Below are 15,012 nucleotides of genomic sequence, written 5' to 3'. Positions count from 1 at the left end.
GGTTGGCTTTGACAGCGGCTAGCACCGCATCTTTGTCGGCTACTTTATCCAGCAAGGGTTTACGTCCCCGTCCTGGTTTGGTTTGTAGTCCTGCGAGTCCATCGGTTTTAAAGCGTTTCAGCCAGCTATTAACACTCACATGGCACATGCCCACAATCTGGGCAACATCTTTCGATTTACGGCCAGCCGCTTTGAGTAGGATGGCTTGGCAACGCATCCGAAAGCTATGGCTATCATTGGTTTTTAATTCACGTTCTAAATCGGCACGTTGGATATCGGTTAGAACCGGAGTATTTACTCGTCCCATGAGGGCAAGTTAGAAAATAATGCAAACTATTTCTCACGGACTACTTATTTACTTTTGATATGATGTATATAGCTACCCGTAATGGCAAAAATATTAGTGGTCGAGGATGACTTGCAGTTAAGGGAAAATATCAGTGAGCAGCTCGAATTAAGTAATCACGAAGTTAAAACCGCACCGGATGGAATCAGGGCGTTTGAATTACTACCCTCTTTTCTGCCCAATCTAATCTTGTGCGACGTCATGATGCCGAACATGGACGGCATTGCATTTATCCGGGCAACAAACCGACACGCTCTTTACCGTTCAATTCCGGTTATTTTTATAACTGCCCGAGTAACCGAACAGGACAAGCTTCTGGGCTTAGAAGAAGGCGCTGTTGATTATTTGTTCAAGCCCTTCCTGCAAAAAGAACTACTCCTAAAAGTTAATAATATCACCCGTGGACAAACCGAGTTAGTATTGCACCAATTAGAGCAGGCGGCCGCTCATCAGGAAACCGAAATTCAGTTCATTAAGCGCTTTAGCGAGCTACTCGAGCAGCATGCTCGTAATCCATCCTTGACCGCCGATAAATTATCTTTGGAAATGAACATGAGTCTGTCGGCGATGCAACGGAATCTAAAGAAATACCTCCGACGGAACTTTAGTGAACTGCTAAAAGACCACCGTCTTCGTAAGGCTACAGCGTTTCTGTTAGAAACCGACTATAGTCTTCAGCAGATTGCCGACCGATGCGGCTTTGGGAGTCTATCTTATTTCTCATTCAGTTTCAAGGAAGCCAATGGTGAGTCACCCCTGCGTTTTAGACAACAACACCGCCCGAAAACGGCTTTACCCAACCAATAACGTTGGCACCCGATACGCATCGAATGATTCAATGCCAACATTAAGACGGACAACTTATTTACGCTCCTTAGCTCACACCAGCCACTTGTTCCTTTAACAGATTACCGATTTGACCGTTAAGCTGTTGCATAACCGCTATATGACTCTTCAGCAAACAGACGATGGCCGACGGCGATTGAGTTTGCTTTGTTTGCTGATCTAATTCGGCGACAAATTGTTCAATAGTTTTGATCAAAGCTGACTGTAAACGTCGGAACTTACTAACCTCATAAGCCGATGCAGTCGACGGGTAAGTTAGTAATAGAGAAATCAAATAATAGTTGTTATACAAAGCTTCTACTTCCCGTTGCCAATCGGTTCGACTCACTGTCTTATTAAATGTATTAGTGGGCGTATTGTTCATGTATTAGTGAGCGTATTAGGTTGAATGTTATCGAAAATGAGCAACCTCAAATGGCCGAAACAAAGCTAAGGCAGCATTTTTTCGATTCTAGTTCGATTTTTTTAGAATAATCACGGCAAGCTCCCTACGCATAGCGGGTGCTATTATTTTTATTTATTATACAGCTAGCTACTCAGCAAGTCTATTTAGACCTAAGGATTTGCTCACAGTCAAATAATACTACCTATAAAGCGAGGCTTCGTCGGTTTAAGAAGGCCCTACGTGTTTTTTAAGTAAAAGCTCAGTATTACACCTCGATCCAGGCAATACCAAACTACCGAATCCACCATACACTCTTTTGACCAAAAATGAAAACGCAGTTATTAGTCATCGAAGATGAGTTATCTATTCGTGAGAACGTAGCCGAACTGCTTACACTACAAGGCTTTATGGTCGATACAGCCGCCGATGGTCATGAAGGCATAAACCGAGCCATTCAATCACAACCCGATTTGATACTTTGCGATGTCATGATGCCCGGAATGAACGGTTATCAGGTACTGGAGTCCATTCGCGCTCACCGTTCGCTGAGTCACGTACCCTTCATTTTTCTCACTGCCAGAGCCGAACCCGATGACCTCCGCCAAGGTATGGTCTCAGGCGCTGATGACTACCTCATCAAACCCTTTACAAGTAAAGACTTACTAAAATCCATCGAAACCCGGTTGAAGCGAGAGCAGATTCGCAACAACCAATTACAGGTCCAGTTGACCGACTATCTAACCAACCTGGGTCGTGTCACGATTCATGAGCATAACACACCCCTAGCCGGGATTATGGGCTTTATCGGCCTATTAAAGGAAGATCACCCTACGCTCGACTCCTCCGAGATGGAGTCTATGCTGGACCAGATGATGAGGTGTTGCTTACGGCTTAAAAGAACCCTCGAAAATGAACGTCTCACCAATTTACTTATCCACCCGCATGGCTCAGCTGAATACGATGCATTAAGCCAGGGCAACTCCTATGTGTTCGATGCGCTTGTTAAACGGCTTAAACAAACGATTGAGAAAGAGCATGAACAGCCTGCAACCATCCTTATTGCTACCGAAATGGCCCATCTACGCGTACCGCCCCACAGCCTGACCAAGATACTGGAGGAGTTGATAGACAATGCGATTAAGTTTTCGGAAAGAGGTCGTGAAGTTTGTGTGTCGGGGCTGATTAGTGAGGAGTACTATCAGCTAACCATTACCAATTGGGGACGTGCGTTTAAATCCAGCGATATTCTCCGGATTGCTCCGTACACTCAGTTTGACCGCAATTATTACGAGCAGCAGGGTTCGGGGCTGGGCTTGTTCATCGTCAAAACCCTAATCGAGATGAACCAGGGCCACTTACAGATTGATAGTAAGCCAGAGGGCCTTACGAAAGTGACGCTCCAGCTTTCACTTATGGATCGTGTTCTTTCACTGAATAAATCGGCATAAGCCCCAAAGATAAAACAGCATGGCTCCTAAAGCTTAAGCGATTGACCATTCTGTAACCTACCGTTTTATGACTGTATCAGAAACCGAGCAGCAGCGCTTACAGGCGCTCATGAGTTATACTATTCTCGATAGCTTACCGGAAGCGGAATATGACGCTATAACCCAAATAGCTACCCATATCTGTCAAACGCCCATTTCACTGATTACCTTTTTGGATGATGAGCGTCAGTGGTTTAAAGCAGCCCAAGGTCTTACCCTCAAGGAGACGCCCCGGCAATATTCATTCTGTGCACATGCCATTCAAACGCCAACCCAGCTTATGGAGGTGATGGATGTCCGCGCGGATGAACGCTTCGCCCAAAACCCATTTACGTTAACCGACCCGCCTGTTATCTTCTACGCGGGTGTCCCGCTGGTTGATGAGGATGGACAGGCACTGGGCACCTTATGTGTAATGGATCATCAGCCACGGCACCTCTCCGATCAACAGGCCACAACCCTTAAATCGCTGGCCCAGCAGGTTGTATCGCTCCTGAAACTGCGTCGGAGTCAGACCTTGCTAAGCCAGGCCAATCAGTTGCTGAATGATACTAATGCGCTATTACAAGCCGTCGTAAGTAGCTGTCCGGCAGGGTTGACCCTTTTCGAACCAGTTTATTCGAACGGTGAACTGACTGATTTCAAGTATGTTTTCACCAATGGCGCCAACGCTGTTATTGCTGGACAGAGCGTCGAACAGATGACCGGCAGTACACTCAATACCCTGTTTGCGACGGCCGTTACGGCTGGCCTGTTCGACCGATTAAAAACGGTTCAACAAACCGGCCAACCTCTCCACTTCCAATGGCAGGTAACCGTTGGACACGGGCCGATTTGGTGTAACATATCTATGGTTCCAATCGGAGAACGAGTCCTAGTATGCGTACAGGATATCTCGCAACTGAAACGAACGGAGCAGCAGCTACAGACCCAGACCGAAAATTTAGGGCAGCATGTTGCGGAGCGTACGCTAAAGATCGGGCAACTTTCGGCCTGGCAAAATGCAATTCTGGAACATGCCGGTCAGGCGATCGTTTCAACGGATATCAACGGGATCGTTCGAACGGCGAACCGGGCGATCGAACAGTTGTTAGGCTATAAACCCGAAGAATTGATCGGTTGCGTCGTTCAGATTGAACCAGGCACACCGGAAAATCCTGTACCCCTCGTTTCGTACCACCCTTCTTCCGACCTCCCCACATCAGAACTACTTAAAATGGCGTTGGAAACGGATGGTTTTTTTCACACCGAATGCTTAATCCTGGGTAAAAGAGGACAACGTATCCCGGTTTTTATGACGGCTAGCACCTTAAAGGATGAGGGCGGAAAGGTGACAGGATACGTCGGGATGGCAACGGATATTTCGGCCTTGAAAGCCGCCGAAGAAAAGGCTGAAAAAACGAGTCGTGAGCTAAAGATCTTCTTTGAACGGGCGCTCGACCTCCATTGCATTACCAGCTTGGACGGGCATTTTTTAAAAGTAAATCAGGCCTGGACCGAGACGTTAGGCTATCTGGCGGAAGAAATTGAGGGGCATTACTTTCTCGAATTTATTCACCCCGACGACCGCAACGAATCGTTACAAACCTACCAGACGCCCGTCATTGACGGTTTTGTAAACCGATATCAGCACAAAGATGGTAGTTATCGCCTGATCCAATGGCGCGCCAAACGGTATGAGAAACTGATCTATTCTTCAGCCCGGGATATTACTGAGCGAAAAAAGGCCGAAGATGCCCTGAGGGAAAGCGAACAGCGGTTTCGGGAAATTGCCGAAAACGTGGATGAAGTTTTCTGGATTCAGTCGGCCGATCCGTTTCAATTATTATATATCAATCCGGCCTATGAACGCGTTTTTGGCCTTACATCCCAAAGTCTCTACGACGATCCTTACTCGTTCCTGAATTCGGTCATCCCCGAAGACCGTCCGATGGTAGAAGCGGCATTCGAACGGTATCGCCAGGGGGAGGAAATTCCCGTTCAGTACCGAGTTCGAGGAAGGGACGACTTGATTCGTTGGCTCAATGTTCGCAGTTTTGTGATGAAAGACAGTGGGGGGGAAATCCTGCGGTGCATCGGCATTGCCAGCGACATTACCAGCCAGAAAGAGAAAGAATTGCTGTTACAGCAGTCGCTGGAACGGGAACAGGAACTCAATAAACTGAAATCGCAGTTTGTCTCCACGGCTTCACACGAGTTTCGCACACCCTTGGCCACCATCCAGTCCAGTGTTGATCTCATCGAACTCTATCTCGACCGGCCCGAAGCTACCGTCAGGCCTTCGATACAACGGCATTTAACCGTTATAAAAAATGAAATCCGATCCTTTGATGAGTTGCTCTCCGACCTGCTGACCATCGGCCAGATCGAAGCCGGCAAGCTGGTTTACAATCCGCGATTGATCGATGTCCCGATGTACTGTCAGGGAATTATCGGCACCCATTTTCACCAGCGCCCAGATAATCGTACCGTCCGCATAACGGTGGAAGGGACTCCCGTACCGTCGTATCTGGACGATAAGCTAATGGGACATGTACTCGTTAATCTGCTTTCGAATGCGTTCAAATTTTCGAAGACCGATCCGGAACTACATCTTGTGTTTAAACCGAATCAGCTTCTCATTTCGGTGATCGATCAGGGAATCGGTATACCCTTCCAGGACCTGCCTCACCTTTTTCAGACTTTTTTTCGGGCCAGAAATGCCTCCTCCATTCAGGGAACCGGCTTAGGGCTGGTCATTGCCCACCAGTTTGTGAACGTCCAGGGGGGCAGGCTGGACGTTCGTAGCGAAGAGGCCAAAGGCACCACATTTACCATTACTTTACCAAATTACCATGGCCATGCAGATTTTAGTCATTGACGATGACATGCAAATTCGTGAAAATGTAGCCGAGTGGTTGCGCCTGCACGGTTTTGAGGTGTAAACCACTTCGGACGGCGTTCAAGGTGGCGCCCAAGCCATTCTAAAGGAACCGGATCTGATTCTGCGCGATATTATGATGCCCGGAATGGATGGATATCAGCTACTCAAAGCCATTTGAGGTAATTGCTCCCTAGGGAGCGTTCCATTTGTTTTCTTAACGGCCAAAGCGGATATGATGGGTTTTCGTCCGGGTATGACCCTTGGTGCGGATGATTACCTGACCAAACCCTTTGTGAGCGAAAATCGCTTACTAGTTATTGAATCCCGACTGCAAAGGGAGGTGCTGCGAAAAGCCAGCCTGCAAGCCCAACTCAACAAGCAGCTCTTTAGAAAGGGGGATCGCCTATAAATGATTGACCTGTTCGATCAGTCATAATTCACGCCTGTAATCGTTCACGAAAAGGTTGCCTTTTCTCAACGATTGCTATGAAAAGTACAAAACGCTGAAAAGGAAAAAACAATACGTATACTGCCGGTTTAACAGTAAAATACCATTCTTGTATTGGTTATTGGCTTGTAGTTAGCCACTCTGTTCACATGCTGACGAACGTTTATAGGTGAACATAACCAGAATAATAAAATGTCCTTTTGGGGATCTAATAAGAGTCAAGCGGTAGGAGGGTATTTTGAGATTTATGAATTACGCCGATTCAGTTCCAGTCTGATCTTTACCGAGCAAATCCGTGAGCATGTTTAGCAGTTCCTCTACATCCACTGGCTTCACCAGATGCCCATCGAAGCCCGCTTCCTTGGTTTGCTGCCGGTCTTCCTGCTGGCCATAACCCGATAAGGCAATCACTACGACAGCCCCACCCCAGGACTGCTCCCGGATCAGCCGACAGCTAGCAAACCCATCCAGATCGGGCATCCCAATATCCAGCAGAATAACCGCTGGTTGTAACGCTTCGGCCGCTTCGAGGCCTGACCGACCGCTGGTTCGGGTATGTGATTCGTAGCCTTTTAGCTTTAGCAGCATCCCTAAAGTCATGGCCGCATCCGCATTATCATCAATCACTAAAATGCGCCGGGGAGTCCCCGAGTCAGGGGCTTGCTGAGCGGGTGGAGCGAGTGGTTGGGGAGCAGCCGCCAAAGTCGGTAGACGAACCGTGAAGGTGCTGCCTCGACCAACCCCTTCACTCTGAGCCTCCACGCGCCCCCCATGCATCCCCACTAACTGCTTGACTAAGGTCAATCCCAAGCCCAACCCCCCTTTCGAGCGAGCCAGCGAGTTATCCACCTGCACAAACAGTTCAAAGATAGCCTCGAGTTGATCTTCCGCTAAGCCAATGCCGTTGTCCCGCACCTGAAGGATGGCTTCGTTGTCTTCCTGCATCAGGCTGACACGCACCTGTCCCCCTTCTCCGGTATAGCGTAGGCCATTGGTTAATAGATTAATAACGACTTGAGTCAGCCGGGTGGCGTCCCCGTCTACCTCAATGGGAGCGGTGGGTAAACTCACCCCAAGCACTTTGCCTTGCTGCTCAAACAGAGCCTTAAGGCTATGCTGAGCCTGTTGAACCAGGTCGACCAGATTGGCTCGTTCGGTTTTCAACTCAATCTTGCCCTGGCTAATGCGATTGACATCCAGCAGATCATCGACCATTCTGACCAGATGCGCTGTCTGCCGACTCATCATGTCCACCGTCGAGCGGGGAATCTCGTCGACGAGGGTTAAGCTCAGAATGGCCAGCCCCGAGTGGATGGCGGCCATGGGATTACGCAACTCGTGAGCTAGCATGGCCAGAAACTCATCTTTTTGCCGACTGGCTTTGCGCAGACCTTCTTGGGCTTGTTTGGCGTCATCGGTGTCAATGCTTAGGCCATACCAAGCCTCGATTTGGCCGGCTGAGTTGCGCCGAGGTAGGGCGCGGAAGAGGTGCCAACGATACACGCCATCGTGCCGTTGGTAACGAACCTCCCCTTCATAGGAATCACCCGTCCGTTGGCATCGTTGCCAGTAAGGCAGAATTCGGGCCGCATCGGCTGGATGCATTGTCGTTATCCAGCCATGCCCACTGGCCTGCTCCTCGGTCTGGCCCGTATAGTCGTACCAACGTTGGTTGAAATAAATGATTTCGCCCAGGGCCGAACAGACCCAGACCAGCGCGGGAGCGGCTTGGGCTATGATCCGAAACGCGGCTTCGCTTTTGCGCAAGGCTTCTTCGGCTCTAGCTCGTTCGAGGGCTATCCAAGTGCGTTCGGCTACCTGTTTGACCAGATCGACTTCCTGCTGTGTCCATACCCGGGGCGTTGGAGAGGCTACACTGAGCAACGCAATCAGCTTATCTACTTTGACCAGCGGCACGGCAATCAAGGCGCCTGCCCGGATCATCCGAAATGCTTGCCGGTCTTGCTCGGTAAAACTCGGCTCGGCTTGTGTATCGCCATAGCGCACGGTCCCATTATTGGTGTAGTCAGCCAGAAAGGCCTTCCCAAATCTTGATATCCCGGTACCGAGTAGTAGCGGCACGGGTTCCTCTGTTGAAACCCCTTCCAGCGCGGAGATCGTATCGCTGTCGGTGGCCAGGCTGATATAGTACACCCAGCCCGCCCGCAGTTCGGCTAGCAACTGCTGGGCAGCGATCGTTTGTATCGTCACCGGATCGGTTAGCGGGCGGAGGCTATCACTGAGCGCTAGTAAAAATGATTGCTGTCGTTGGGCTTTTTTCCACTCGGTGATATTGTTGAACAAAACCGCTAGTTGAGGTGGCTGTTGATTGAGTTGATAGACCCTAGCCTCCATCCACAAGTCTAACTGGCCTACGTAGGTCTGAAAGTGAGTAGACTGTCCCGTGAGGGCCACCTGATCATAGATCGCCATGGTATCCTGTTCGGCTTGTGGCACTACATCCAGAATGGTTTTACCCGTCACGTTATCTAATCCGGTGTGCTTTTCAAAAGCAGGATTCACCGTTAAATAGCGAAAGTCGGAGGGCTGATTGGGGGAAGTGTCGACTTTTTCCAGCAGGCAGAAGCCCTGGTCCATGTTGGCAAAGGCGATGGCGTAAACGGAAGCGAGTGCCGCAAGCGCTGCGTTCTGCGGTGAGTCAGACGGAGTCATAAAGATAAGGTGCTGGAAAAGTTAAAAGCACGCCTAACAACTAAGCAAACCGGCTACTGGTGTTCCGTTCTTTTCTTAATGAGGTCGCATCCCCGTGTTTCTCAAAACAGCCATTTGCCGATTAGTAAAGTTAGGCTTGATTGTTCATTCTATTTTATACGTTTTACAAAACGCCCTAGTCTTGAAGCAGATACGCATGAAGGTTCCTTCGTCTCAGGTAGGAGGGTAGTTTGAGACTAAAATAAATGTCGCTTGATTAGTAACAGGGTAGTGACTTTCATGCTTTACTTGCCAAAATACGAAAGTCGCTACCCTGACATAACAGTTACTTAACGGCAAGTAATTCAAGCTGTTCGATCACAGGAGCCCCACTCAGTAGCGTATCAGCATTTGCCATCAACGCCTTCGCAATTTCACCGCTCAGGTGGGCTTGCCGGCCATCTTCGGTGGCGAATGTGTCGAAAATACCAAACGTATTCTCATTTATCTTGAAGGCATACCAACGAATGGTGCCCGCTTCCCGTTGAGCCATAGCCAGGGCTTCTTTCAGAAAGTTCTCGACAGTAGCTTCTTGGCCAGGTTTTGCCTGAACACGAGCCAGTAATGACAGTTTTTCCATGATATATGAGTCTAAAGGTTTGTAATACGTATGATCGTTAACAAGCGTACTACTGTGGTCCTACGTTTTGCCATACATTCAAGACCCGTGATAGGGTAAATAGACTTGTTGGGGTGTTGATTAGGGGTGACTTAGCTCAGGCTTCAGGTTGTTCGCCAGGAAAGGAGCCGTGCGGCTTGCCTGACACGTAGCGATCTCGGCGGGTGTGCCTGCCGCAACGATCGTGCCGCCGTGATTCCCGGCTCCGGGTCCCACGTCGATAACCCAATCACACTGGGCGACCGTACGCATATCATGCTCGACGACGATAACGGTATTGCCTGCATCAACCAGGCGGTTAAGCTGAACAAGAAGACGGTCGACATCACGCGGATGCAGGCCAGTGGTTGGCTCATCCAACACGTAGAGGGTGGTGCCCCGTTGCGTACGTTGCAGTTCGGTGGAGAGCTTGATGCGCTGGGCCTCCCCGCCGGAAAGCTCGGTCGCGCTTTGCCCCAGCTTGAGATAACCCAGGCCAATATCCCTCAGCGTGTCGAGGGACCGCAACACCAACGCTTCCTGGGCAAAAAACAGGCAGGCTTCGTCGACCGTCATGCCCAGCACATCCGCAATGGATTTGCCGTTCCAGTGAATCTCCAGCGTCTTTTCGTTATAGCGTGTGCCATGACAGGTCGGACAGGGGGCATACACGCTCGGCATGAATAGCAGCTCGATGCTGACCTGGCCCTCTCCCTCACAGGTTGGGCACCGTCCTTTAGCGACGTTGAAGGAAAAGCGGCCGGCATCGAAGTGTCTCCTCCGGGCCTCCGGCGTGGCGGCAAAGAGTTTTCTGACATGATCAAAAAGCCCGGTATAGGTGGCCAGGTTGGAGCGTGGTGTTCGTCCGATTGGTTTTTGATCCACCTCAATCAGTCGCTGTATGGCCTCGACATCGCCCCCCAATCGCCCGATGGTTTTTTCGGCGGGGGTGTTCTCCAGCGCATCTTCCTCGACCTCTTCCCGTCTCATGTCCAGGTGCGCTGCCACCAGATCCAGCAGCGACTGGCTCACCAGGCTGGATTTGCCGGACCCCGAAACACCGGTCACGGCGGTAAAGCAACCCAGCGGAAACGAAACATTCACGCCCTTGAGGTTATTTCGTCGGACTCCTTCCAGACTTAGCCAACCATTAGGGGGACGGTTGGGGGACGCCAGCCGGGCTGTTTCCTCAAAAAGGTAGGGCCTGGTGCGGGACTCGCTGATCTTCCTAAGGCCTTGTGGTTCTCCACTGTAGAGAATACGTCCGCCCCCGCTGCCTGCCTCAGGGCCAACATCAACGAGCCAATCGGCACGGCGCATCATCTCAACGTCGTGTTCGACCACGAAAAGCGAGTTGCCCGACGCTTTGAGTCTGTCCAGTGCGTCGAAGAGTGCATGGCCATCGGCCGGGTGCAGCCCGGCCGTCGGCTCGTCCAGCACATAGATGACCCCAAAGAGCTGGGAGGAGAGCTGAGTGGCCAGACGCAGCCGCTGCAACTCACCGGATGAGCAGGTGGGCGTGCTGCGGTCAAGCGACAGGTACCCAAGGCCAAGCTCGATGAGCGTTGTCAGGCGATCCAGTAGATCACCGCACAGCCGCTCGGCAGCGATGCGTTTTTCAGGCGAGAGATCATCCGTACGGCGCACATCAGGGGCGCCCTTGTGCGCCGAGCCACCTGCCTGCACGCGACTATCCAGCGCATCTTTTGCCGCCTGGCGACTCACAAGCGACGTTAACGGATTCTTGTCGGCGGCCAACTCGCCATTCGCGGCCGGCGTGATAACGTTTGCCAGTTGCGCCAGGGAGAGGTGCGAGAGATCGGCGATGTCGTAGCCAGCGAAGGTTACCGAAAGGGACTCGGGCTTTAAACGCTTGCCCTTACATACCGGGCAGGGACTACTGATCATAAACTGCAACACGCGTTTGCGCATCGCTGCACTTTCCGTACTGGCAAGCGTGTGCTCCAGGTTTCGTTTGGCGCTGCTGAAGGTTCCCTGATAGCTCGGTTCCATCTTCAGCCGCTGAGCCTGACGCGTTTGGGCCGGGGTGAGGCCTGCATAAACGGGAACCGTCGGCTGCTCGTCCGTAAAGAGAATCCACTGTCGATCCTTTTTGGGCAGGTCTTTCCAAGGTATGTCGATGTCATAGCCCAGGGAGACTAAAATATCGCGCAGGTTCTGACCGCCCCAGGCCGTGGGCCAGGCGGCAATGGCCCGCTGGCGGATGGTCAGCGACGGATCTGGAACCATCGACGCTTCGGTCATGGTGTGCACGCGGCCCATGCCCTGGCAGCGGGGACAAGCCCCTTGGGGGGTGTTGAAGGAAAAGTCCTCGGCATAGAGCATCGTCTGGCGGGGGGGGTATGTACCCACGCGCGAATAGAGCATGCGCACCAGGCTTGAGAGTGTCGTCAGACTACCTACCGTCGAGCGGGCATTGGGCGTGCCGCGTTGCTGCTGTAGGGCGACGGCGGGCGGCAGGCCGTCAATAGAATCGACATCCGGCACGCCGACCTGATCGATCAGCCGTCTTGCATACGGGGAAACCGATTCAAGATACCGTCGCTGTGCTTCGGCATAGAGGGTGCCGAAGGCAAGGGACGACTTGCCCGAGCCGGATACACCGCTGAAAACCACCAGCTGATTTCGTGGTATGGAGACGTCGATATTTTTGAGATTGTGCTCACGAGCCCCCCGCACGCGGACATATCCGGATGCTGCTTGATCGTCCTGGTCGTTGGCGTCTGTTCGGCGAGCCATGCTAAAAGAAGATACTGGTTAGGTTGCTATAAACTATCAACGTGTGCGCTTTTTCGTTAACCGCGGGAATAAACTTGCTTTCTTTTGCTGGACAGTATAGTAAACATTCCTAACGTATTGTCCAGTAAAAGGTAACAAATCCAAAACCCTTTCGGTTGTGCTTCAATTCAGGGCTTGGAAGAATGCCGCTTTTAGGCATCAGGCAACTTCATCCGGTAAATGGCATACGGTGTGGTTCGTTTGTTTTCGCCTTCATTGTAATCGGGTTGCTTATTAATCTGAGAGCAACTGATGTATAAATAATCATCCGTCGAAATGGCATAACTATCCGGCCATATCAGCCTGTCATCGGATACGACATCTTCCAGCTTATGCGCAGGCGTTATTCGTACCAGTTTGTAATTCTGGTAATCACCCAGGTACAGGTTGCCGTTTTTGTCAACGATCATCCCATCCGTCACCGCAAACCGTCCCAAATCTTCGACCGCAGCCTGCCGCTGATCTTCCGGCAATGCTTCGTTCCGCAAAAATTCCGTACGAATGCGGTAGAGTTTAGTATCGGTGAGCGGTTTGTAATACAGCCATTCGCCATCCGGTGTTAAGGCAATTCCATCGGATTGGAGGTGTACCGGCTGACCCTGCTTTTTAAATTCTTTCCCGTCCACGATCAGTGTAAAAGAAGGGTCGTGTTTCACCGAATGATGATGGCGCAATACCTCCCGGATTGTTCCCGTTTCAAGATTAACCACCACAATTCCCCCTTCATTGGAGTTCGTTAAATACGCTACGTTTCTCTGGGTATCAACCCGCACATCGTTGATATAACTTTTGTTGCTTAAGACATCATCAAACCGGTAGACTTCTTCGATTGTATCGGTAGTCAGGTTGAACTTTACCAGTTTAAAACTAGTGTCATAAACCTGTTCCATGTTCGGCAGGCGGGGTCCACTACCCACAGGTTGTTCTCCTGGTCAACATACACCGCCTGCACACAAACCCATTTATTTTTTCCATTATCCCCCTCCTGCCAACTGTTCCACAGTTCGTCCGGATAAGGTTTCACCCCGTTATCGGGTAAAATTTCGACAACACTGTATTGGTGTGGTCCGGGCCATAAAGGATAACAGCTAAACAAACGACCGTCTTTCGATACGGCCACACCGGTTAACTGGTACGTATCGTCTGAAAACACTTCTTCAAGTTGATTGTTGCCTGTACTCATGATCGGTAAGTTTAAATGCGTTGCCAATAAATGCGTTCCTAGCCCTGCTTTTTCTTACTTACTTTTTGCCTTTTTCTCACTTGCCCGTGGCAAGGCAAAATAGATGTATAACAGCAAAACAGGCACAATACTATACGGTACGCTCCACAAACAAATGAGTAAGGCAACCAGGTGCAGCGCAGGGGCAATTGCATACTCCTTTGTTAGCAGACGAATGAGCCTTCTATCGGTACCTTCTTCTAAAAGTTCGGGCATTTTAATGGCGTACCACCAGGTGCAGTTATAAAAAAATGTCATCAACACCAATGTCGCATGATAGATCAAGGCTGCCGTTCGCTCATCTGGTTTGCCTACATGCCGGGCCAACAAGCCGGTGGTAAAAGACTGAAGTGTAACGAAGATTAAAAACAGAATATTTAGAATAAGCAGGTACTGGTCCGTCTGCTTTAAATAGATAAACATGTTGTGATGGTTGGACCAGGCAATGCATATAAACAGGAAGGAAGCAGCGAATGCCGCATAATGAGGCCATTGGTTAGCGATGGCTTGCAGCAAACCTGTATCGGTCTCTGGTTTCGGCAGTTCGGTAGCTAGTAATGTTGCTGCAATAGCTAAGACAGCATCACTAAAATATTCAACCCGGTCGGTTGGTCGATGATTGTACATAAGACCTGTTTAAAATCTACTTTCCTTTGGAATAGAAGGCATCAAAAACGTATCAACCCAAACGTTGATCAGTTACTACCAACTTTCGGGTTGATACAATCAATCCTACCCGTTTACCAAAACCTACTTATGCTTGTTTTTCCGTTTCAGCAGCATGAAGCCGGCCGTGATCAGCAAGGCTGTAGTCGCTGTCTTTCGGATAAAAGCAGGGCGGTTGTGCTTCCATTCCGCTCGCCAGCCCCGCTCAATCCAGGGATTGGGAAGAATGCCATGGGTCAAGTCATGTAGCTTTCCCTCAAGGACGTTTATCCGGTCGGCCAATATAAGCGTCATCCAGTGCGTAGCGGTCGCTTCACTATACTGAAAGGCATAGCGACGAATAGTCCCACTTAGGCCGGAAGGCGGTGATGAAGTACCAAAGACACGGGTAACGCTAGGGCGCTCCACCGAATGCAAGACCTCGATGTCAAGGGGCTGCTGGGGCGCTTTTTCATAATTGAGTCGCTCGTGGTCCGCACCGTTCCAATGCTTCATGGGGTAGGTGGGGTCATTTTCCGGATCGGCATCCATGCCCCAGCCGGGTATGTCTTTGGTGCGGGTATCCAGGTTTCGATCCGCGATTACCCGGTCCTGAAATTCGTCTATTGTGTTTTCTAATACGGTTTGCATACGATAAGGG

At 50.5% G+C, this 15,012-nt stretch carries 13 protein-coding genes; 4 read left to right on the top strand and 9 right to left on the bottom strand.

All coding sequences use genetic code 11. The features are described 5' to 3' along the window. Positions 1–307: helix-turn-helix domain-containing protein (locus tag BM202_RS32810; protein ID WP_093829784.1), on the bottom strand; the 307-nt coding region annotated here is incomplete at its 3' end. Positions 308–388: 81 nt separating this feature from the next. On the opposite strand from BM202_RS32810, the gene BM202_RS32805 reads away from it, so the two are divergent. Beyond that, entirely contained in the window at positions 389–1,153 is a 765-nt protein-coding gene (locus BM202_RS32805) for a response regulator transcription factor (RefSeq protein WP_093834226.1), read from the top strand. 67 nt (positions 1,154–1,220) lie between these two features. On the opposite strand, the gene BM202_RS32800 is transcribed toward BM202_RS32805, so the two are convergent. Beyond that, complete coding sequence (locus tag BM202_RS32800; RefSeq protein ID WP_093834224.1) at positions 1,221–1,556, bottom strand: hypothetical protein; 336 nt, start codon at positions 1,554–1,556, stop codon at positions 1,221–1,223. Positions 1,557–1,903: 347 nt separating this feature from the next. Between BM202_RS32800 and BM202_RS32795 the strand changes: the two genes are divergently transcribed. From BM202_RS32795 to BM202_RS37640, 3 genes are all read left to right on the top strand, one after another. After that, positions 1,904–3,025, top strand: coding sequence for a hybrid sensor histidine kinase/response regulator (locus tag BM202_RS32795; RefSeq protein WP_093834222.1), 1,122 nt, complete (start codon positions 1,904–1,906; stop codon positions 3,023–3,025). A gap of 67 nt (positions 3,026–3,092) precedes the next feature. After that, positions 3,093–5,924, top strand: a complete 2,832-nt coding sequence (locus tag BM202_RS32790) for a PAS domain S-box protein (protein ID WP_093834220.1) — start codon at positions 3,093–3,095, stop codon at positions 5,922–5,924. A gap of 235 nt (positions 5,925–6,159) precedes the next feature. Continuing rightward, on the top strand, positions 6,160–6,336 hold the full coding sequence (locus tag BM202_RS37640) for a response regulator transcription factor (protein ID WP_177236782.1): 177 nt from the start codon (positions 6,160–6,162) through the stop codon (positions 6,334–6,336). 291 nt (positions 6,337–6,627) lie between these two features. On the opposite strand, the gene BM202_RS32780 is transcribed toward BM202_RS37640, so the two are convergent. The 7 genes from BM202_RS32780 to BM202_RS32755 form a co-directional block, all read right to left on the bottom strand. Next, positions 6,628–9,048 (bottom strand): ATP-binding protein, encoded by a 2,421-nt coding sequence (locus BM202_RS32780; protein WP_093834218.1) that lies wholly within the window; start codon positions 9,046–9,048, stop codon positions 6,628–6,630. A 325-nt stretch (positions 9,049–9,373) separates the two neighbouring features. Next, positions 9,374–9,667 carry a putative quinol monooxygenase gene (locus BM202_RS32775; RefSeq protein WP_093834216.1) on the bottom strand — a complete coding sequence of 98 codons (294 nt, stop codon included), beginning with the start codon at positions 9,665–9,667 and terminating at the stop codon, positions 9,374–9,376. 120 nt (positions 9,668–9,787) lie between these two features. Continuing rightward, positions 9,788–12,445 (bottom strand): excinuclease ABC subunit UvrA, encoded by a 2,658-nt coding sequence (locus tag BM202_RS32770; protein WP_093834214.1) that lies wholly within the window; start codon positions 12,443–12,445, stop codon positions 9,788–9,790. A gap of 191 nt (positions 12,446–12,636) precedes the next feature. Further along, the gene (locus BM202_RS32765) at positions 12,637–13,374 is read right to left on the bottom strand and encodes a major royal jelly family protein (protein ID WP_245776901.1); all 738 of its coding nucleotides are present in this window, start codon (positions 13,372–13,374) and stop codon (positions 12,637–12,639) included. Beyond that, positions 13,338–13,667, bottom strand: coding sequence for a hypothetical protein (locus BM202_RS38565; RefSeq protein ID WP_245776900.1), 330 nt, complete (start codon positions 13,665–13,667; stop codon positions 13,338–13,340). The genes BM202_RS32765 and BM202_RS38565 overlap by 37 nt, the downstream gene beginning before the upstream one ends. Positions 13,668–13,721: 54 nt before the next feature. Next, a complete protein-coding gene (locus BM202_RS32760) occupies positions 13,722–14,333 on the bottom strand; it encodes a TMEM175 family protein (protein WP_093834212.1) in 612 nt (203 codons plus the stop codon). A 123-nt stretch (positions 14,334–14,456) separates the two neighbouring features. Continuing rightward, entirely contained in the window at positions 14,457–15,002 is a 546-nt protein-coding gene (locus tag BM202_RS32755; RefSeq protein ID WP_093834210.1) for a hypothetical protein, read from the bottom strand. Positions 15,003–15,012: the final 10 nt, after the last annotated feature.

It is taken from the genome of Spirosoma endophyticum, from assembly GCF_900112365.1.
GTDB lineage: Bacteria > Bacteroidota > Bacteroidia > Cytophagales > Spirosomataceae > Spirosoma > Spirosoma endophyticum.
Note: the sequence above shows the minus strand (reverse complement) of the source record. Positions and strands in the feature narration are given on the sequence as shown.